Raw genomic sequence first — 19,587 nt, 5'->3', positions numbered from 1 at the left:
CTCGCCGGCCGGTTCAAGAGACCGTCCACACCTGGCTCGAAGCGCCCGTCCCGCCGAGCTGGCTGACTTGCGCACCGCTCGCGGTGGACGACCCGGCCACCCCGATCACCAAGCCGCTGCCGACGTTCTCCAGCACGTACTGACTGCCGGTGAGGCTGCCCACCAGGTCCGCGGCCCACTGCTGGCCGGCGCCGCCGGTGCAGGTCCACTGCTGCAGCTGGACGCCGTTCGCCGTCGACCCGTCCGGGACGTCGAGGCACAGCCCGCTGTTGACGTTGACCACCGTGAAGACGTTGTCGGACACCTTCGTCAGCCGCCACTGCTGGTTGGCGCCCCCGTGCGCCGGCCACTGGATGATCTTGCCGCCGGTCGCCGTGGAGGCGCCCGAAGCGTCCATGACCATTCCGCTGTTGGCGTTCTTCAGCACGTGCGTGCCGGCACTGGGCAGCCCCGAATTCGCCGACCACGTTCCCGCGTCGGTGTCGAGGCTCCAGCTCGGGTACTGGCCGAGGTTGACCGTCGTGCCGCGGATCGTGAGCGGCAGCCAGATCAGCGGCGAAGTGCCCATGGCGTTGCCCGTCCAGCGGTCGCCCGCGTAGATGTAGGTGGTCGCCGAGCTGCCCTGGACCGTGATGATGTTCGCGGTCTGGCTGTTGTAGGTGTTCGTGCCCGCCGCTGCGAAGTTCCGGAACGCCGACCACGGACCGGCCATCGACGACGCGGTCGCGTACACGTTGTCGTTGGTGGCCCACCCGGTCAGGTGGGACGCCAGCAGGTAGTACGTCCCGCCGACCTTGAGCACGGCCGGGGACTCGTAGTTGGGCAGCGTCGCCACCGCGCTCGCCACCGTCGTGTAGTCCGCGGACAGCCGGTAGATGCGGAGGCTGCGGCCGGCGTTCTCGCTCAGCAGGTACGCCGACCCGTCGGTGTCCTGGAACAAGCCGATGTCACGGCTCTGGTTGCCCAGCGGCTGGAAGCTGCCCCGGTAGGTGTAAGGCCCGCAGGGCGTGGGGCTGGTCGCCACGCCGACCCGCTGGTCGGAGTAGCTCGTGTTGTCGATGTGCAGGTACATCACGAACATCTTCGTGGCGGCGTTGTAGAGCACCTTGGGCCGTTCCACGATCCGGTTCGGCCCGAGGTCGCCACTGCCCTGTTTCGCCAGCGCGGTTCCCTGGTGGGTCCAGTTCGCCAGATCGGTCGAGGTGTAGCAGGGGATGTCCTGGAAGGCGGTGTTCGCCGTGGTCTGGCCGGTCTTGTCCTCGCCGAAGCCGTACCAGGTGGTGCCGACCTGCACGATGCCCATGCCGTGCAGCTGCAGCGCCCGGCCGTCGGTGTCGTACCGCGTGGCGCCGAGGGTGAACGTGTTCACCGCCGCGTGCGCCCGTGCCGCGGGCACCAGCAGGCCGGCCACGACGGCGAGCAGGACGGCGAGCAGAGCGAGCGGCCGGTTCGCCCGTTCCCTCGGTAACCGGTGCGGTGAGCTGGACATCCTGGGTTCCTTTCCCTTGCCGCGCGGGGGCGTCAGCGTGCGGAGAAGTCCTGGTTGGTGCCGGGGGCGTTCTTGCACGGCCACTGGTCCAGCTGCTGGCCCGCGGTACCGCTGGCGCCGTAGACGTCCAGGCACAGGCCGCTGTTCCGGTTCTTGAACTGCCAGCTGCCGTCGGACTGCTGCTGCGGTAGCCAGAGGCTTCCGGCGGAGGTGTTCGCCGGCTGCTGGACGATGTCCGGGACGCCTTGCGCGGTCGAGCTGCCGGACACCGAGACGTCCTGGCCGGAGTTGCGCGCCCGCAGCTCGCCGTAGCCGCCGTCCGCCGCGACGAACTGGAACTGCTGGTTGCTCTGCCCGTTGCAGGTCCACTGGTCGATGACGGCACCGGAGGTGCTCGAGTTGCCGTAGACGTCCAGGCACAGGTTGCCGCTCACGGTCACCAGCGTGTGGTCGCCGCCCGGGAAACCGCCCGTGCCGCCGGAGATCGTCCAGGTGAACGTCACCGTCCCGGACGCGCCGGTGGTGTCGGTGGCGGAGACCGTCACGCCGTAACTGCCGCCCGCCGCCGGGGTGCCGGTGATCAGGCCGGAGGAGGCGTTGATCGACAGCCCCGGCGGGAGGCCGGTGGCCGCGTAGGCCAGGCTCTGCCCGGCCGCCGAGTCGGTGGCGTGGATCTGCACGCCGCCGATCGCCGTCCCGGCGGTCCCGGTCTGATCGCCGGGACTGGTGACGGTGACGGTGTTGCCGCTCGTCGGGCCCGTCGGCGTCAGGTAGATCGCGAAGGCGTCGTGCGCGGCCTGGAAGGTGAACGGGATCGTCACCGAGCCGCCGGAAGCGTTCACGTTCTGGCTGAAGACGACCTGCGGTGCGCTCAGCGGTGCCTGGTCGGGGATGCGCTGCACCACGACCTTGACGCTGCCGTTGCCGGCCAGCCACGGCACCGAGGAAAGCCCGGTGAAGGCGACCGACGCGGGGCCGGTGTACCCCTTCTCGTCACCGATGACGGCGACGGCGCGGCCGGCCGCACTGTCCTTGGCCGCCGAGATCGCCGTGGAGCCGACCTGGCCGGAGGTGTTCACCAGCGTGCCGGTCATGTCCGCGTAGTCGCGAAGCGCCCACCAATGGCCGGTCGGCAGCCAGGTCCCCCCGCTCTGGGTGAGGACTCCGGTCAGGTTCGGGGTCACGCAGCAGACCCAGTTGCCCCGCATCGCGTTGACGTAGTTCGACTGCGCGAAGCGCGCCAGGTACCAGGCCGTCACCCCGGCGGTCTGCCGGTCGGCCGGCTGGTATTCGTTGGCGGACAACGGGATCGGCGAAAGCCCGTTGTTCGAGAGGTACCGGGTGATCGACTGGCCGACCTGCACCGGGTCGTCCCCGTCGCCCTCGTCGTGGTTGGTGATCTCGTCCGGCACGGTGCCGGCCGCCTTGGCGTGCGACAGGAAGGCGTTCCACTCCCCCGGGTTCTGATCCGGCGTGAACGCCAGCGACGGGCCCACGATCAGCGCGCCCGGCGCGAGCCGGCGGATCTCCCGGTAGGCGGTGTCCCACATCTGGAAGTACTGCGGGCTGGACACCCCGCGCGTCCAGAACGCGGAGATGTCCGGCTCGTTCCAGATGTCGTAGGCGAACTTCAAGCCCGTTCCCTGCAGGGCTCCCACGGTGGCGTCGATGAAACTGATCCAGTTCGCGCAGTTCCCGTTGTCGCACGGGTACATCGTGTTCGACGGCTGGCCGCCGTTCGCCCCGTAGATGTCGCTGACCAGCACCTGGTACTGGGCGTGGTAGGGCGGCTGGGTCAGCCGCTTCGCCTGCGCGATGATCGAGTTCAGGTCGGCCTTGGTGGCGCTGCCGTTCTGGTAGTTGTCCCTGATCCAGCCGCCGGAGAACCAGCCACCGCCGCGGAAGGCCGTGATGCCCAGTGGCTGCAGGTACTGGTCCGCCGGCTGCGTGCCGTCCTGGCTGATGCCGTACAGGAACCCCTCGCCGACCCCGGTCGACGGCCCGTGCGCCGACGCGAGGTCCACCGTCATCGACTCACCCGCGGCCGCGTGCCCCGCTGCCGCGGGTACCAGCGGGAACGCCACCACCAGAACCGCCGCGGCCAGCGAAGCCAGGCGTCCCGGCCGGAGTTTCGTCCTCATCGACTCCTCCTGCGGTTCGGCGAGCCGTCGAACCGGTTCGCCCGGTCGGCTCGGCAGCATCGTACGAACCCGGTCGACGGGAGGTCAATGACGCCGTGCGCCCACTGTCCACAATGGTCACTGTTTGAGTTCCGTTCGACCGTGCACTATCGGCCAATACTCGTTAGTGTCAAACAGCATTAGTCATCCACGACCCCTTGAACCGACACCCGATTCCCGACAGCAGGGCCGGAAGGGAGGTGAAAGTTACACCGCCACCCAAGGCGCAGTCGAATCGGTTCGAGAACGGTCGGCAACCGCACTGGATGCTTTACACAGCGCGCCCGGCTTCTTACTCTTTCGTTCTGGAAGCGCTCCCAGACTCGACGAGGAGGAGGCGGAGTGCGTACTTCGACGACGAAGGCGGTGGCCCGCGCGGCCGTGGCGCTGCTCGTGCTCGGCCTGACCTTGGTGGCTCCGGGAGTGTCCGCAGGCGCTCCGGCCGGGAAGTTCAACTACGGCGAAGCACTGCAGAAGGCCGTCTGGTTCTACGACGCTCAGCGCTCCGGCGCGCTGCCCGCCGGCAACCGGGTCTCCTGGCGCGGCCCGTCCGCCCTCGCCGACGGCAAGGACGTCGGCCTCGACCTGACCGGCGGGTTCTACGACGCCGGTGACCACGTCAAGTTCGGGCTGCCGTTCGAGTTCAGCATGACCATGCTCGCCTGGGGCGCGCTGGAGAACCGCGGTGCCTACCAGAACTCCGGCCAGTGGTCGTCCCTGCTCTCGAACCTGCGCTGGGGCGACGACTGGCTGATCAAGGCGCACCCGCAACCCGACGTGCTCTACGGCCAGGTCGGCAAGGGCGACGACGACCACAAGTGGTGGGGCCCGGCCGAGACGATGGCGATGGCCCGGCCCGCCTACCGCATCGACGACTCCTGCCCCGGCTCGGACCTCGCCGGCGAGGCCGCCGCGCAGATGGCCGCGAGCTCGATGGTGTTCCAGGCCGACGACCCCACCTACGCGGCCACCCTGCTCACCCACGCCAAGCAGCTGTACTCGTTCGCCGACAACCACCGGGGCGTCTACTCGAACTGCATCACCGACGCCCAGAACTTCTACAAGTCCTGGAGCGGTTACCAGGACGAGCTGGTGTGGAGCGCGATCTGGCTTTACAAGGCCACCGGGGACGCCGGCTACCTGACCAAGGCGCGCGCCGAGTACGAGAAGCTGTCCACCGAGCCGCAGACCACCACCCGCTCCTACCGCTGGACGCTGGCCTGGGACGACAAGTCCTACGGCGCCTACGTCCTGCTCGCCCAGCTCACCCACGACCCCGAGTACGTCGCCGACGCCAACCGCTGGCTGGACTGGTGGACCACCGGCGTCAACGGCCAGCACGTGCCCTACTCTCCCGGCGGCCAGGCCGTGCTCGACCAGTGGGGCTCGCTGCGGTACGCGGCGAACACCGCGTTCGTGGCGCTCACCTACGCGGATTCGTTGCGCACCAGCGATCCCACGCGGGCGACCACGTACCACGACTTCGGCGTGCGGCAGATCGACTACGCGCTCGGCGACAACCCGCGCGGCGCGAGCTTCGAGGTCGGGTTCGGCGTCAATCCGCCCCGCAACCCGCACCACCGCACCGCGCACGGCTCCTGGGCCGACAACATCAACGAACCGGCGCAGAGCCGGCACGTCCTGTACGGCGCGCTCGTCGGCGGCCCGTCCTCGCCCAACGACGCGTACACGGACGATCGCACCAACTACACGATGAACGAGGTGGCCCTCGACTACAACGCCGGCTTCACCGGTGCCCTGGCCCGGCTCTACGGCGAGTACGGCGGCACGCCACTGGCCGCCTTCCCCCCGAAGGAAAGCCCCGACGGCCCCGAGATCCTGGCGCAAGGCGCGCTCAACCAGCCCGACGGCGGCACGTTCACCGAGGTCAAGGCGTACGTGATCAACAAGTCGGCGTGGCCGGCCCGCACGTTCACCGGTTCGCTGCGCTACTACTTCACCCTCGACGGCAGCACCACGCCGGGCCAGATCTCGGTGACTTCCGCGTACAACCAGTGCGACGCGCCCACCCTGCACCAGTTCTCCGGCGCGATCTACTACGTCGAGGTGCCGTGCTCCGGCGGCGTCGCCCCCGGCGGGCAGTCCCGCTACCGCAAGGAAGTGCAGTTCCGGATCAGCAGCACCGGCACCTGGGCACCCGGCAACGACTGGTCGCACACCGGCCTCGCCCCCAGCGGCAGCGCGCCCGCCGACGACCCGCAGCTCGTGCTCACGCAGGGCGCCGCGGTGGTGTGGGGCAGCCAGCCGGGACAGTCCACCGGCGACACCACCGCGCCGACCGCACCCACCGGGGTCACCGCCACCGCCGGCAGCACCGGCGTCACCCTCAGCTGGACGGCCGCCACCGACGACGTCGGCGTCGCCGGTTACGACGTGCTCGACTCGGCAGGCGCGACGATCGGCAGCACCACGGGCACCAGCTACCAGGTCACCGGCCTCACGCCCGGCACCGCGTACACGTTCTCGGTCCGCGCTCGCGACGCCGCCGGCAACCAGTCGCCGCCCAGCAGCCCGGTTGCGGTCACCACCACGACCACCGGCACCGGCACCGGCTCGCTCGCGGTGCAGCAGCGCGGCGGCAGTGCCGCGACCGGCAACCAGATCCGCACCAGCCTCCAGATCGTCAACCGGGGCAGCACGCCGGTACCGCTGAGCAGCGTCACCGCGCGCTATTGGTTCACCGGCGACGCCGCCAACCCGGGCTACCAGGTCTGGTGCGACTACGCGGTTCCCGGCTGCGGCAACGTCACCGTGCGCGTCGTGAAGCTCGGCACGCCGCGCCCGGGCGCCGATGCCTACGTCGAGGTCGGCTTCACCGGCGGCACCCTCGCCGCCGGCGCGACCACCGGCGAGCTCCAGGTCCGGGTGGCCAAAGCGGACTGGTCCGCCTTCGACCAGTCCGACGACTACAGCTACCGCACCGCCGCGTCCTTCACCGACCTCGCCACCGCCACCGCCTACCAGTCCGCCGCCCTGACCTGGGGTACCGAACCCTGAGCCCCGGTCAATCCGGGCACCGGTCCGGAAAGCCGAACGCGGTGACCAGCGCCGGGTCGTGGAACTCGACCACCCGCGAGATGCCGGTGACCGTCGGGGTCAGCACCACGACGCCGTGGGCCCGCAGGACACCGCCGGTGTCCCGGTGGTACACGGCGGCGGCCGGCTGGCCGTTGGCGGTGGTGGCGCTCATCCGCCAGTCGCCCGGCGTACCGAGAACGTACGTCTCGAGGAGGTGGAGGCACTTCACCCGGCCCGCGTACCAGTCGCGGAACGGGGCCGCCTCCAGCGTGGCGTCCGCGCGCAGCACCCGTTCCAAGAGGCCGGCGTCGGAGCGTTCGAACGCGGCGATGTACCCCTCGAGCAGCGCACGCGCCCGCCGGTCGGTGGGTTCGAGCAGGTCCTCGGTCGGTGTTTCGAGGTCGTCGAGCCGGGCCCGGGCGCGCTGCAGGCCGCTCTTCACCGCCGCCGTGGTGGTGCCGAGGATCCGGGCCGTCTCCGGTGCGGTGAACGCCAGCACCTCCCGCAGGAGCAAGATCGCGCGCTGGCGCGCCGGCAGGTGCTGCAAGCTGACCACGAGCGCGAGCCGCAGGGACTCCCGCGCGACCAGCACCGCCGCCGGATCGGCGACCCAGTGGTCCGGCAACGGCTCCAGCCAGGAGACTTCGCCCGGCGCGGCCGGGACCGGCGGGCGATCGGGCCCGTCGTGCGGACCGGTCAGCCCGGACGGCAGCACCCGGTTCCGGCGTGGCTCCAACGCGGTCAGGCACACGTTGGTGGCGATGGCGTAGAGCCACGACCGGATCGACGCACGCCCCTCGAACCCGGCGTAGGACCGCCACGCCCGCAGGTAGGTTTCCTGCACCAGGTCCTCGGCGTCGTGCGCCGAACCGGCCATGCGGTAGCAGTGCGCCAGCAGCTCCCGGCGGCACCCCGCGGTTTCGGCGGCGAACCGGTCCTGGTCCCGCGCCGCCGCGGATTGCCTGCCGGCCATGCGTGCTCCTCGTTCCACTCGATCGATCTCTGTCCCGGTACGACCGGCACACCGCGGAAAAGGAATCGAAGCACAGGTCAGCAGGCCTCCGCGAACGGCGGCGCCCGCGGTCCCCCGTCGTCGAGCCGGAGGATCCGGCCGCGGGTTCGCCGCGGCATCTTCGGTGGTGCGGCCCGGATACTGCTTCGCCGGGTGTTGGCGTGGCGCGGTTCGGACAGCGCCCCCGGCTCGGCGGCCGGGCCCACGGTGCCGGTCACGGCAGCAGGGCCAGCTTGCCGACGGTCGCCCGGGCGGCCAGTTCGGCGAGGGCCTTGGGGCCGTCGGCCAGGTCGTAGGTGGCCGGGCGCGCGGGGGTGACGACGCCGGCGGCGACGAGCGCGGCGAGTTCGCCCATCACCTCGCCGAAGATCGCGGGTGCGGACCGGATCAGGGTGCCGATGTTGAAGCCGATGACGTGGACCTGATGCCGGTAGACCAGTTCCCAGTTGGTGAGCGAAGCTTCGCCGCCCGCCAGGCCGTAGACGACGACCCGGCCGGTGACCGGCTTGGCCGCGGCCAGGCTCGCGGGGAACGTGGCACCGCCGGCCGATTCCAGCACCAGGTCGGCGCCGGCCCCGCCGGTCAGGCGCCGGACCTCGGCGGCGAGGTCGCCGTCGCGGGAGTCCAGGACATGGTCGGCTCCCAGCGCCCGCACGGTCTCGTGCTTGCCCGGTGCGGCGGTGGCGACGACGGTCGCGCCGTAGTGCTTGGCCAGGGTCAGCGCGGCCTGGCCGGTCGCGCCCGCCGCGGCGGGGACGACCACCGTCTCCCCGGCCGTCACCCGGCCGAGCGGCTTGAGCGCGGCGAGCGCGGTGGGCCAGTTCACGGCCAGGCCCAGCGCCTGCCCGGCGCTCCAGCCCGCCGGCACCGGCATCGCGGCCGCCGCCGGCAGGACCAGGTATTCCGCGAAGGCCCCGTCGCCGATGCCGATCACGAGCGTCCCCGGTGGCGGGCCGGTCACCCCCTCCCCCACGGCCACGACCTCGCCGGCCGCCTCGAAACCCGCCCGGTACGGCGGTTTCGGGCCGTCCCGGAAGGTGCCATGGGCTTTCGACAGGTCGGCGAAGTTGACCCCGGCGGCGGCAACCCGGATCAGGACCTCACCCCGGCCCGGGCTCGGCACCGGCGCGTCGGTGATCAGGCGCATGTCCTGCGGTCCGTCCAGCGACGTCTGCTGCAGGGCACGCATGGTGGTGGGAACGCTCACGGCGATCGGCTCTCCTTCTCGGTGGCTTCGGCGGGGCCGGCCACTTGGGTGGGCCGTACCTCCGACAGGGAGACCGCGGCCGCCCGGGAAAGGAATCGGTTGCCTGGTCCGCGCGGCGCCCGTAAGAGATCGGTAACCGCGCACCGGACGTCGCTGGGCGATTCGTCCCGTTGACTGAACCGGGAGAAGAGCGAAGACGGAGGAGTGCGCGATGAACCGGACGCGGCTGATCGGCCGGCCCTGGGTCCTGAGCATCCTGGTGACGGGCGTGGTCGCCGTCGCGGCCGGGTTGTTCTGGTTCCAGCCGTGGCAGCTGGTGGTGGACGAGACGGTCCAGGAGGACCTGCCGGCCGCCGCGCCGGTGCCCGCTCCACCGTCGCCGTCCGCACTGCCCTCGGCGCCCCCTTCGGCCGAGGCCACCAAGCCCGCCAAACCCGCCGAGCCCACCGAACTCGCCGGCGGCACCCTGATCAGCCACGAGCACCGGACCACGGGCACCGTCCGGCTCCTGCGCGCGGCCGACGGGTCACTCGTGCTGCGGCTGGAGAACCTGGCCACCAGCAGCGGCCCCGACGTGCACGTCTGGCTCACCGACGCCCCGGTGAAACCGGGCAAGGACGGCTGGGACGTCTTCGACGACGGCAAGCACCTCGACGCGGGCAAGCTCAAAGGGAACAAGGGAAACCAGAACTACCCGCTGCCGGCCGGCACCGACCTGACCGCCTACACCAGCGTCAGTATCTGGTGCGACCGCTTCGACGTCTCCTTCGGCGCGGCGGAACTGGCCCAGCATCGGGGATGAAGGGCACCGCCTTCCCCGACCACCGATGGGCGGTACACCGCGGCGCACCCCTGCCGCACGATGAGGCGATGGACGCCCAGCCGGTTCCCTACCCCTTCGGGGACGCCGTGGCGCTGCAGGCCCATCCGCGGTTCGCCGAGCTGCGGAAGTCCGCGGCGCCGGTCCGCGTCACGATGCCCTACGGCGGCGATGCCTGGCTGGTGACGCGCTACGAACAGACGCGGTTCGTGCTGTCGGATCCGCGGTTCTCCCGCGCCGCCGCGGCCGGTGCCGATGTGCCGCGCGGGCGGCCCGGTTTCGAACCGGCGGGCAACCTGCTGGCCATGGACCCGCCGGAGCACAACCGCGTCCGCGCCCTCGTCGCCAAGGCGTTCACCGGCCGGCGGGTGGAGCTGCTCCGGCCCCGGATCCAGGAGATCGTCGACACGCTCCTCGACGGCATCAGGCCGCCCGCGGACTTCGCCTCGGCGGTCGCGTGGGAGCTGCCCGTCCTGGTGATCGGCGAGCTGCTCGGCGTTCCGCCGGGCGAACTGCCGATGGTGCGCGAGTGCACCGAAACGCTGGTCGCCTCGGGCGGGACCGTCACCCCGGCGGACGTCACGGAAGCCCGCGGAAAGCTGGCGGGCGCGCTGAAAACCCTGATCGCCCGACGCCGGGAAGAGCCCGCCGACGACCTGCTGACCGCCCTCGCCGCGGCCCGCGACGAGGAAGACCGCCTCACGGACGACGAGCTGCTCATGCTCGGCGTGGCCCTGCTGGCCGGTGGCCACGAGAGCACGGCGAACCTCACCGGCAGCATCCTGGTCGAGCTGCTGTCCGACCGCGAACGGTGGACGGCACTCGTCGCCCGTCCCGAGCTGGTCCCGTCGGCGGTGGAGGAGCTGCTGCGGTTCGTGCCGCTGGCAACGGTGGCGGATTTCGCCCGGATCGCCCGGGAGGACCTGGAGATCGGCGGCCAGGCCATCCGGGCCGGCGACGCGGTCCTGGTCCAGCTGGACTCGGCCAACCGCGACGAATCGGTGTTCCCCTCGGCCGGGGAGATGGACTTCGGCCGCAAGGTCAACCACCACGTCGCGTTCGGTTTCGGCGTGCACCACTGCGTCGGCGCGCCGCTGGCGAGGCTGGAGCTGCGGGTCCTGCTCTCGACGCTGGTCCGTCGCCGGCCGGACCTGCGCCTCGCGATCTCCCCGGAGGACATCGAGTGGCGCCGCGGTGGCTTGCTGCGCGGCGTCTCGAGCCTGCCCGTCACCTGGTGAAGCCCCGGCGCTCCAGGAAGTACCGGGCCAGCTCCGCGACGGTGGGCCGGTCGAAGACGACGGTGGCGGGCAGGTCGACGCCCGACAACCCGGTGAGCCGGGTGCGCAGCTCGATCACGGTGAGCGAATCGAACCCGAGCTCCGGGAACGGGCGGTCGTCGGCGATCACGGCGGGGTCCGGGTGGCCGAGGACCGCGGCGACCTCCGCGCGCAGCAGCTCGCGCAGCTCCGGCTCGGCCGGGTTCTCCGGCCAGCTCTGCCGCGCCGGGGCCGAGCGCGCGGTCGAACCGCCGGTCAGCGGGGCCATCGACACCGCCGGGTCGAACCGGACCGGCACCAGCACCGGTTCGGCCGAGCCGAGCGCCGCGTCGAACAACGCCAGGCCCTGCTCGGCGGTCAGCCCCTCGACGCCGGATGCGTGGATGCGCCGCCGGGCGGTGGCCGAGATCCGGTCGCCGAGCCCGGTGCCGAGCTCCCACAGCCCCCACGCCAGCGACAACGCCGGCAGCCCGGCCGCGCGGCGGCGGTACGCCACGGCGTCCAGCACGCGGTTCGCGGCCGCGTAGTTGACCTGTCCGGCCTTGCCGAACACGCCGGCGATCGAAGAGAACAGGATGAAGGCCGTCAGCGGCAGGTGCCGGGTCACCTCGTCGAGGACCAGCGCCGCGTCCGCCTTGGGACGCAGCACGAAGTCCAGGCGGTCCGGTGTCTGGGCCGCCAGCACGCCGTCGTCGACCACGGCCGCGCTGTGCACGACGGCCGTCAACGGCGGATCGCAGCTGCCGACCAGCCCCACCAGGGTGGCCCGGTCCGCGACGTCGGCCGCGACGATCCGGGCGTCCGCCCCGAGTTCCCGCAGGGACGCCAATAGTTCGTCAGCGCCGGGCGCCGCCGGCCCGCTTCGGCTGACCAGCAGGAGATGCCGGACGCCGTGCGCGGTGACGAGGTGCCGGGCCAGCAGAGCGCCGAGCGCTCCCGTCCCGCCGGTGATCAGCACCGTCCCGTCCGGGTCGATCGGCCGCGCCGGCGCCGGAGCGACCCGCGTGATCCGCAGGACGTGCGGCACTCCGTCGCGGATGGCGATCTGGGGCTCCGCGCTGCCGCCGGCGAGGTCCGCCACCCGCGTGACCGGGAACCCCGGCTCGAGGTCGACCATGCTGATCCGGCCCGGGTGTTCCGCCGCGGCCGCGCAGCCCAGTCCCCACGCCGCCGCGGCCGCCGGGTCGGGATCGGGGCTCGTCGCGTTGCGGGTGACCAGGAGCAGCCGCTCGCTGCTGCCCTGCCAGTCGTGGAGAACGGCGAGCGCCTGGCCGGCCGCCGCGCGTACATCACCCGGCGCGATTTCGACGGTCCGGACCGGTTCCGAGGCTGCCACCGGCGTCAGCGGAATCCACTGTGGACGGTAGAGCATCGTGTCGGGCGCCGCCATCGGCCGGGTCGTCAGCGTTTCGATCCCGGCTACCGGGTTCCCGGCTTCGTCGTACAGAGTGACGCGCACCTCGCCCGCGCCGAGGCGGACACCGTGCACCCTGGCCCGCCGCGCACCGGGCGCGTAGACCGCGACACCGCTGAAGAGGAACGGCACCCGCTGCTCGGCCGCCGGGCCCTCGGCCAGCGCGGTCGCGTGCACGGCCGCGTCCAGCAGGACCGGGTGGAGCTCGAACCGGCCCCCGACGTCCGGCGGCAGCTCGACCTCGGCGAAGAACTCCTCACCGGACAGCCACAACCGTTGCACCGCTTGGAAAGCGGGCCCGTAGGCGTGCACGCGGTAGGCGTCGGCGACGTCGGCTTCCACGGCCCCGGCCGGTGGCCACTCGCCGCTCCAGCCGGGCGGGAGCGGGCCGCGCGGGCGCAGCTTCCCCCCGGCGTGCTTCCGCCACTGCTTCTCGTCGCGGCCACGGGCGTAGACGTCGATCCGCGGCTCGTCCACGACGACCTGGACGTGGACGTCCTCGGTGTCCAGGCGCAGCGGGGCTTCGATGGCGAACTCCTCGACACCGCCTCCGCCGGCGTGCAGGACCAGCTCGGCGAACAGCGTCCCGGGCACCAGCACGGACCCGCCGACGACGTGGTCGGCGAGCCACCGGTGGCGGCGGACGCCGAGCGAGCCGCCGTGCACGACCCGCGGCGAGTCGGGCGCCTCCAGCGCCGGACCGAGCACGGCGTGGTCGCCGCCGGGCTGCTCCGGGGCCGGCTGGTCCAGCCAGTAGCGGGTGCGCTTGAAGGGATACGTGGGCAACGCCGTGATCCGCGCGCCCGAGCCGGCGAACACCGCGGGCCAGCCGACCCGGACGCCGGCCGTGTGCACCGCGCCCGCCGCGGCCAGCACGCCGGAGCCCGACATCGTGGCCGGAGAGGTCGGCAGGACGCCGGTGGTCAGGCGCCCGAGCACCGGCGCCGGGCCGAGCTCGAGGCCGACGGCCGGGCCGGGCGCCGCGGCCGTGGCGAGTGCGTCGGCGAACCGCACGGTCGAGCGGGCGTGCCGCCGCCAGTGGCCCGGCTGGATCTCGTCGAGCAGCTCTCCGGTCACGCACGACACGATCGGGAGGGCAGGACGGTGGTGCTTCAGCCCGGCGGCGACCTCGTGGAACTCGTCGAGCATCGGGTCCAGCAGCGGCGAATGGAAGGCGTGGCTGACGCGCAGGAGCGTCCCGCCGCCGAAGCGATCGGCGAGCGCCGTCGTCGCGGCCCGCTCACCGGACAGAACCAGCGAGCGCGGCCCGTTGACCGCGGCGACGGCGACCGCGTCCCCCACGAGCTCATCACCCAAGAGCGGAGCCACCTCCGCCTCGGTGGCCTCGACGGCGATCATCACGCCGCCGCCGGGCAACGCGGCCATGAGCCGGCCGCGCGCCGCCACGAGCGTCGCCGCGTCCGCCAGCGACAGCACTCCGGCGACGTGCGCGGCGGTGATCTCCCCGATCGAATGTCCTAACAGGACGTCGGGGCGCACGCCCCACGACTCGAACAACCGGTACTGCGCGACGCCGAAGGCGAACAGCGCGGCTTGCGCGTGGTCGGTGCGGTCCAGCGCTTCCGCACCGGTAAAGGCGACTTCGCGCACGCCGCCGCCCAGGGCTTCGCACGCCTCGTCGAAGGCGTCGGCGAACACCGGGAACCGCTCGGCCAGCTCCCGGCCCATCCCGGGCCGCTGCGCGCCCTGCCCGCCGAACAGCACGGCCAGCCGGGTTCCACTTCGGACGGTCCGGCCGGGCACCCGCCCGTCGGCGACGGCTCGCAGGGCCTCCCGGTTCGCCGCGGGCACCAGCACGCGGTGCGCGAGCGGCGTCCGCCGGGCGAGGGTGTAGGCAGCGTCGGATACGTCGACGGTGTCGGGCGCCTCGGCCAGCCCGGCCGCGACGACCCGGAGCGCTTCGCCGTCCGCGGCGCTGAGCAGCCAGGGCGCTGCGGGGAACGGCCGCCGGGCCGGCGGCTCCGGCGATGGTGCCTCCTCGACGATCACGTGCGCGTTGGTACCGCCGATCCCGAAGGCCGACACCCCCGCCCGGCGGACGCGGTCCGTGTGCGGCCACGGCCGGGCCTCGGCCAGCAGCTGCACCTGGCCGGCCGCCCAGTCGACGTGCGGGCTCGGCTCGTCCGCGTGCAGCGACGCCGGCAGTTGCTCGTGCTGCAACGCCGTCACCACCTTGATCACGCCCGCGATCCCGGCCGCGGCCTGGGTGTGGCCGATGTTCGACTTCACCGAGCCCAGCCAGAGCGGCTCCCGGCGCGGACCACGCCCGTACGCGGCCATCAGCGCGTCCGCCTCGATCGGGTCGCCCAGCGGCGTTCCGGTCCCGTGCCCTTCGACGGCGTCGACGTCTCCCGCGGTCAGCCCCGCGTCCATGAGGGCCGCCGCGATCAGCGCCTGCTGGGCGCGTCCGCTGGGGGCGGTCAGGCCGTTCGACGCGCCGTCGGCGTTCACCGCGGTGCCGCGCAGCACGGCCAGCACCGGGTGCCCGTGCCGGCGGGCGTCGGACAGCCGTTCCAGCAGGATCACCCCGGCGCCCTCCGACCACGCCGTACCATCGGCTCCGGCCGCGTAGGACCGGCAGCGGCCGTCCGGGGAGAGACCGCGCTGCCGGCTGAAGGCGACGAAGGTGCGCGGGGTGGCCATCACCGTGGACCCGCCGGCAACCGCGAGCGAGCACTCCCCGTCCCGCAGCGCCTTCACGGCCAGGTGCAGCGCGACCAGCGACGACGAGCAGGCCGTGTCGACGGTGAGGGTGGGCCCGGTGAGCCCGAAGGTGTAGGAGATCCGGCCCGAGGCCACCGCGTGCGAGGAGCCGATGCCCAGCCACGCCTCGAACTCGTGGGAAGTGGTGAACCGGCTTGCGTAGTCCTCGTTCATGACGCCGACGAACACACCCGTGTTGCTGCCGCGCAGCGTCGCGACGTCGATGCCGGCCCGCTCGAACGCCTCCCAGGACGTCTCCAGCAGCAACCGCTGCTGCGGGTCGGTGGCCAGCGCCTCCCGCGGCGAGATGCCGAACATCCCGGCGTCGAAGTCCGCGAACCCGTCGAGGAAGCCGCCGCGGCGGGTCACCGAGTGGCCCAGCCGGTCCGGGTCCGGGTCGTACAACCCCGCCACGTCCCAGCCGCGGTCGGCGGGGAACTCCCCGGTCGCGTCCACCCGGTCCGCCACGAGCCGCCACAGGTCCTCCGGCGAGCGCACCCCGCCGGGGAACCGGCACGCCATCGCCACGACGGCGATCGGTTCCGCGGACGGCAGCGGGCTCGCGCGCGGCGGCTCTTCCGGGCTCGCCGAGCCCAGGCGCGCCAGCTCGGCGATCACCGCGCCCGGCGTGGGGAAGTCGTAGATCAGCGAGTGCGGGACGGGCACGCCGGTCAGCGCGGTGATCCGGTGCCGGAACTGCACGCCGGCCAGGGAGGACAGCCCGAGGTCGGTGAAGGGCCGGTCCCGCCACCCGGCGCCGCCGTCGTGCCCGCAGAGGGCCGTCAGCTCGGCTCGCACCACCGCCGCGAGATCCGGCTGCACCAAGGCGTTCCGCCGCGGTTTGCCCGACGCCGTCCGCGGGATCGAGTCGACTTCGAGGTAGGCCACCGGCACCTTGTGCAGGGAAAGCCGGCTGAGGCAGAGGCGGCGCAATTCCTCGGCGTCGAAGCCGTCCGGCCCGGCGACCACGAACGCCACCGGCACCTGCCCGACGACGTCGTCGGGGCGGCCGGTCACGAGGACCTCCCGCACCGAAGGGGACTCCTCCAGCACGGCCTCGATCTCGGTGGGGTGGACGTTCTGGCCGCCCGAGACGATCACGTCGTCGACCCGGCCGTCGAGCACCAGCCGGCCGCCTTCGAGCCGGCCGGCGTCACCGGTGCGGTACCAGCCGTCGTGCAACGGCGACTCCGGCTGCCCGTGGTAGCCCAGCATCAGTCCCGGGCCGCGGACGAGCACTTCCCCCGCGTCGATCCGGACCTCCATGCCGGGCACCGGGATCAGTCCCGGTTCACCGGGACGCTCCACCGCGACCTTTCCGCCCGTCTCGGTGCTCCCGTAGCCGTCGACGAGGGGCAGGCCGAACAGCTCCCGGACCGCGGCGCGGGCCGCCGGCGTGCACGGCGCACCGCCGGTCAGGCACAGCCTCGGCGCGACGACCGGGCCGTCGGCCTCCTGGCGCAGCCGCAGGTAGGTGGCCGGGACCCCGGCGAGCACGCACCCCGGGTACTGGGCGAGCAGCTCCGGCGAGCAGCCGTCGGCGAGCCGGGTGTGCGCGCCGAGCGCGATCGTGGTGGTGAAGGCGAGCGACAGGGCGTAGGCGTGGTGGAGCGGCAGCGGCCACACCACGGTGTCCCCGGCCTCGATCCCGAACACGGGGACGTAAGCGGCGGCGGTCGACCAGACCGCCGCGCGCTGCGAAAGGAGAACGCCTTTCGGCCGTCCGGTGGTGCCGGAGGTGTAGAGCAGCCACGCGGGCTCGTCCAGCCCGAGGTCGTCCCGCGGCGGTCCTGCCGCCGGCGGCGGCTCCTCGACGAAGAGAACCCGCAGGCCCGGCCGGCCCTGCCGCAGCCGGTCCGCCAGCCCGGCGTGCCGCGCCTCGGTGATCAGGAGCGCCGCTCCGGAGTCGTCGATGAGGTGGGCGAGCTCGGCCTCGGTCGACCGCGCGCTCACCGGCACCCCGACGGCCGCGGCCCGCAGCACCGCCAGCAGGGCCACGACGAACTCGACCCGGTTGCCGACGTGGACCAGCACGCGCTCGCCCCGGGACACGCCGAGACCCGCGGCGAAGTCCGCACTGGCGCGGGCCAGCTCACCGTAGGTCAGCGTCCGCCGTCCGTCGGAGAAAGCCGGGCGTTCGGCGGGGTGCGCGGACAACGACGTCAGCAGCGGCCTGAGGAACTCGGCCCGGATTTCTTCCACTGCTCCGGGTATACCGCAATCACCGCGGCTTCGTCGGCGGCGTGGTGCCGGTCCGTTCGTCGCCGTAGCTCAGCCACGTCCCGATCGGGGGACGCTGGCCGACGCCCGGGCGGCGGTAATCGCACACCCCGTCCGGGAACACCGACCGCAGCCGCTGCCGGTCCGCGGCGGTGAAGGTGACCGGGTAGTCGCGGAAGTCCAGCGGCTTCAGCCGGCACTTCAGCACGTCGAGGGCCAGGCCCTCCCCCGCGACGATCCGGGTGTTCGTTGCGACCGGGTACTGCGTGCCGCACTGGCCGCTCGCCGGGTACGTCAGCTTCTCGGTGATCCGCGACGTGGCGGAGAGGTAGCACCCGTCGCCGAGGTCGCCCGGCCGGTTCGCCAGCACCTTCAGCTGTCGGCTCCGGTGCGAGCGGTCGGCGTCGATCGCGGTCAGCCAGCGGTCCATGGCGTCGAGCTCGTAGGCACTGGCCGCCCCCGCTTCGGCCGCGGTGGGCTGGTTTTCGATGATGACCTGGTTGCCCGCCGTGCCGTTGGCCCGCAGAAGCCGCTGCCGCATGACGTAGGACCACTCGGTGGTGTGGATGTCGTTGCCGAACCCGGCGAAGTCGAGATCGGTCCGCTGGTCGATGATCGGCGTTTCCCGCAACCCTTGCGAGGCCGAGTTCACGAGATCGTCGGCGTACACCGCGTCGAGCGCCCTCGGGTCGGCCGCGATCCGCTGCGGCACAGGCGTTCCGGTGTAGTCGAGGCCACCGATGGCCGCGTTGAGGTCGGCGAACTGCGCGGCGGTGATGGTGCCGGCCTTCAGCGCGTTCAGGCCGTACTGCACGCCGGTGGTGTCCAGCGGGCTGCGCACGAACCCGGTCTTCGGGTCCCGCCCGAGCTGGTTGACCAGCTGCTCATTGGAGTTGCACTTCACCCCGCCCGGGTTGGTGACCGGATCCCACCGCGCCGGAACCGGGATGGCCGCGTTGCAGCTGCCGGTCGCGGTGGCGCGGCTGGCGAAGGTCTTGTCCCAGGAGACGCAGGTGTCGTAGCTGGCGAAGCCCGCGACGGCCTGCTTCTGCGCCGCGGTGAACGACGCGCCCGGCCCGGCGAAGTACCGCTCGAGCAGCCGGCAGTCCGACACCGGGCCGCCGGTGCTCAGCGGGTCCGGGAACGAGACGCCGGGGATGATGCCGTCGACGATGCCGGGGTAGTTCTCCGCGATGTCGTACTGCTGGATCGCCCCGCCCGAGCCACCCCAGCCGATCGTGTGCGCGACCGGGCCGTAGGTCTCGGCGAAGTGTTCCTTGACCATCATCGCCGCTTCGGCCGAGATGATCGGGCTGCAGTTGGTGTCGAGCACGTTCAGGGTCGACGACGCGACCGCGTAGCCCCGGGCCAGGAACAGGTCGTTGACGACCCCGCCGGTCGAGCTGCCCTGGTGGTAGCCCGCGTTGCAGCCGCCGCCGAAGGTGTAGACCAGCTTCCCGTTCCAGCTGTGTTCCGGCGCGACGGGCGAGGGTGCACCGTCGTAGAGCGCCGCCATCTCGTAGACGGCACGATCGATCGTGCCGCGCTCGACGCGGACCACGTACGGCACCGCGTGTCCGCCGACCGTGGCCGTCGCGAGGTCCGCGGGCCGGGCCGCCGGGTCCGCCAGCGGCGCGAACGCCCCGGCGGTCGTCCGGTACTGGTAGCTCACCTGCGCCGGGGCGCTGCAGTACGGCTGCGCCGCGGCGGGCAGGCCGAACGCCGGGGTCTCACAGTAGAACGGGAGCTGCTGCGAGCCGGAGAAGACCGGCCCGGTGATCGGGTGGTTGGTGACGCGCAGGTGCGCCCACCGGGCCGGACCGCGTCCGTTCGTGCGGGCGCTCAGGTCGTTGACGCCGTCGCGCAGGCCGGTGACCAGGCCGAGCAGGCTGCCGTCCGGCTGGGCGCGGAACGCCGGGGTGACGTCGTGGCCGTTGGCGCTGACGGTGACCCGCTGTTCCGCCGGGACGACCCTGACCAGGACCTGTCCCCCGCTGACGAGCTCGGGCCGCGGGTTCGACACCGTCTCGATCGTCAGCTGCCGCCAGGGCGAAGAGCCGGGAGCGGCCACCGCGGTCGCGGTCCCCAGCAGGAGAACGGGCGCGGTCAGGGCCGCGACGACGGCGGGCGAGCGCAGAGCACGGTTGGCCACCAGACACTCCGGTCGTTCGTGGCATCGCGTCGGCGCGACACCGGGCTGCTGCC

General features: G+C 72.7%; 10 protein-coding genes. 3 read left to right on the top strand and 7 right to left on the bottom strand.

Features of this window, described 5'->3' with window-relative positions; genetic code table 11:
• Positions 1-13: 13 nt before the first annotated feature.
• On the bottom strand, positions 14-1,489 hold the full coding sequence (locus tag ISP_RS20805) for an RICIN domain-containing protein (RefSeq protein WP_013225784.1): 1,476 nt from the start codon (positions 1,487-1,489) through the stop codon (positions 14-16).
• Between the two features lie 32 nt (positions 1,490-1,521).
• Positions 1,522-3,630, bottom strand: a complete 2,109-nt coding sequence (locus ISP_RS20800; protein WP_014467042.1) for an RICIN domain-containing protein — start codon at positions 3,628-3,630, stop codon at positions 1,522-1,524.
• Positions 3,631-4,011: 381 nt separating this feature from the next.
• Here ISP_RS20800 and ISP_RS20795 point away from each other — a divergent pair, with 381 nt between their 5' ends.
• Positions 4,012-6,687, top strand: coding sequence for a glycoside hydrolase family 9 protein (locus ISP_RS20795; protein WP_013225782.1), 2,676 nt, complete (start codon positions 4,012-4,014; stop codon positions 6,685-6,687).
• A 7-nt stretch (positions 6,688-6,694) separates the two neighbouring features.
• Here the strand turns inward: ISP_RS20795 and ISP_RS20790 are convergent, their stop codons facing one another.
• The 3 genes from ISP_RS20790 to ISP_RS20780 form a co-directional block, all read right to left on the bottom strand.
• The gene (locus ISP_RS20790; RefSeq protein WP_013225781.1) at positions 6,695-7,681 is read right to left on the bottom strand and encodes an RNA polymerase subunit sigma-70; all 987 of its coding nucleotides are present in this window, start codon (positions 7,679-7,681) and stop codon (positions 6,695-6,697) included.
• 77 nt (positions 7,682-7,758) lie between these two features.
• Positions 7,759-7,938 (bottom strand): hypothetical protein, encoded by a 180-nt coding sequence (locus tag ISP_RS20785; RefSeq protein ID WP_014467041.1) that lies wholly within the window; start codon positions 7,936-7,938, stop codon positions 7,759-7,761.
• Positions 7,935-8,927 (bottom strand): zinc-binding dehydrogenase, encoded by a 993-nt coding sequence (locus ISP_RS20780; RefSeq protein WP_013225780.1) that lies wholly within the window; start codon positions 8,925-8,927, stop codon positions 7,935-7,937. The genes ISP_RS20785 and ISP_RS20780 overlap by 4 nt, the downstream gene beginning before the upstream one ends.
• 211 nt (positions 8,928-9,138) lie before the next feature.
• On the opposite strand from ISP_RS20780, the gene ISP_RS20775 reads away from it, so the two are divergent.
• Both ISP_RS20775 and ISP_RS20770 read left to right on the top strand, forming a co-directional pair.
• Entirely contained in the window at positions 9,139-9,729 is a 591-nt protein-coding gene (locus ISP_RS20775; RefSeq protein ID WP_013225779.1) for a DM13 domain-containing protein, read from the top strand.
• A gap of 68 nt (positions 9,730-9,797) precedes the next feature.
• Positions 9,798-10,985, top strand: coding sequence for a cytochrome P450 (locus tag ISP_RS20770; protein ID WP_176742228.1), 1,188 nt, complete (start codon positions 9,798-9,800; stop codon positions 10,983-10,985).
• Here ISP_RS20770 and ISP_RS20765 read toward each other — a convergent pair.
• Positions 10,975-17,364, bottom strand: coding sequence for a beta-ketoacyl synthase N-terminal-like domain-containing protein (locus ISP_RS20765; protein WP_013225777.1), 6,390 nt, complete (start codon positions 17,362-17,364; stop codon positions 10,975-10,977). The two genes, ISP_RS20770 and ISP_RS20765, sit on opposite strands and share 11 nt — an antisense overlap.
• Before the next feature lie 19 nt (positions 17,365-17,383).
• Positions 17,384-19,534, bottom strand: coding sequence for a DUF6351 family protein (locus ISP_RS20760; RefSeq protein WP_013225776.1), 2,151 nt, complete (start codon positions 19,532-19,534; stop codon positions 17,384-17,386).
• Between the last annotated feature and the right edge of the window lie 53 nt (positions 19,535-19,587).

The organism is Amycolatopsis mediterranei, assembly GCF_026017845.1.
In the GTDB taxonomy this organism is placed as follows: Bacteria; Actinomycetota; Actinomycetes; order Mycobacteriales; family Pseudonocardiaceae; genus Amycolatopsis; species Amycolatopsis mediterranei.
The sequence above is the reverse complement of the archived record's forward strand: the minus strand, read 5'-3'. Positions and strand labels throughout refer to the sequence as shown.

Bases quoted from the DNA above. Each gene is read 5' to 3' on its own strand.
- ISP_RS20770 (WP_176742228.1), top strand. From the start codon at position 9,798: ATGGACGCCCAGCCGGTTCCCTACCCCTTCGGGGACGCCGTGGCGCTG.
- ISP_RS20790 (WP_013225781.1), bottom strand. From the start codon at position 7,681: ATGGCCGGCAGGCAATCCGCGGCGGCGCGGGACCAGGACCGGTTCGCC.
- ISP_RS20805 (WP_013225784.1), bottom strand. From the start codon at position 1,489: ATGTCCAGCTCACCGCACCGGTTACCGAGGGAACGGGCGAACCGGCCG.
- ISP_RS20800 (WP_014467042.1), bottom strand. From the start codon at position 3,630: ATGAGGACGAAACTCCGGCCGGGACGCCTGGCTTCGCTGGCCGCGGCG.
- ISP_RS20775 (WP_013225779.1), top strand. From the start codon at position 9,139: ATGAACCGGACGCGGCTGATCGGCCGGCCCTGGGTCCTGAGCATCCTG.